The organism is Natronococcus sp., assembly GCF_047921035.1.
Taxonomy (GTDB): domain Archaea; phylum Halobacteriota; class Halobacteria; order Halobacteriales; family Natrialbaceae; genus Natronococcus.
Genome location: NZ_JBLRWX010000280.1, coordinates 1 through 505 on the forward strand (window position 1 = coordinate 1; position 505 = coordinate 505).

The following is a 505-nucleotide window of genomic DNA, read 5'->3' on the forward strand; positions in this document are numbered from 1 at the left end:
CCGGAAATATCGACAACAGCAACTGTTCGCCCAGATGGCAAGATAACCACGCCATTAATCGACGATGTCGATGCACTTGGCAGAACTCCGTCCGAATTGGCGCGCGAAATGGAAGTCATTTTGAGCGAATATGTCAGAGATCCTCAAGTTGCTATCATTGTGGGCGGTTTTCAGGGCATTTACGAACAGCAAGTAAAAATTATCATGACCGGTAGCGGCATGGGCGGCGGCATGGGCGGCGGCATGGGAGGTATGGGCGGTGGTATGGGCGGTGGTATGGGCGGCGGCATGGGAGGTATGGGCGGCGGTATGGGTGGAAGCGGAACCGCTAGAGCTTTTCCCTATAAAAAAGGCATGACCTTACTCGATTTGATGATCCAAGTTGGCGGTCTGGGAATGTTTTCCGATGGTAATAGAGCAAGTATTATTCGAAAAATCGATGATGACGATTATCAATTTGGCGTTCGAATAGATGATTTATTAAGCAACGGCGATTTGTCGGCAA

1 protein-coding gene is annotated in these 505 nt (G+C 49.7%); it reads left to right on the plus strand.

The features are described 5' to 3' along the window. Positions 1 to 505, plus strand: a 505-nt coding sequence (locus tag ACNA7R_RS20700; protein WP_416285405.1) for a polysaccharide biosynthesis/export family protein, incomplete at both ends; no start/stop codon positions are given.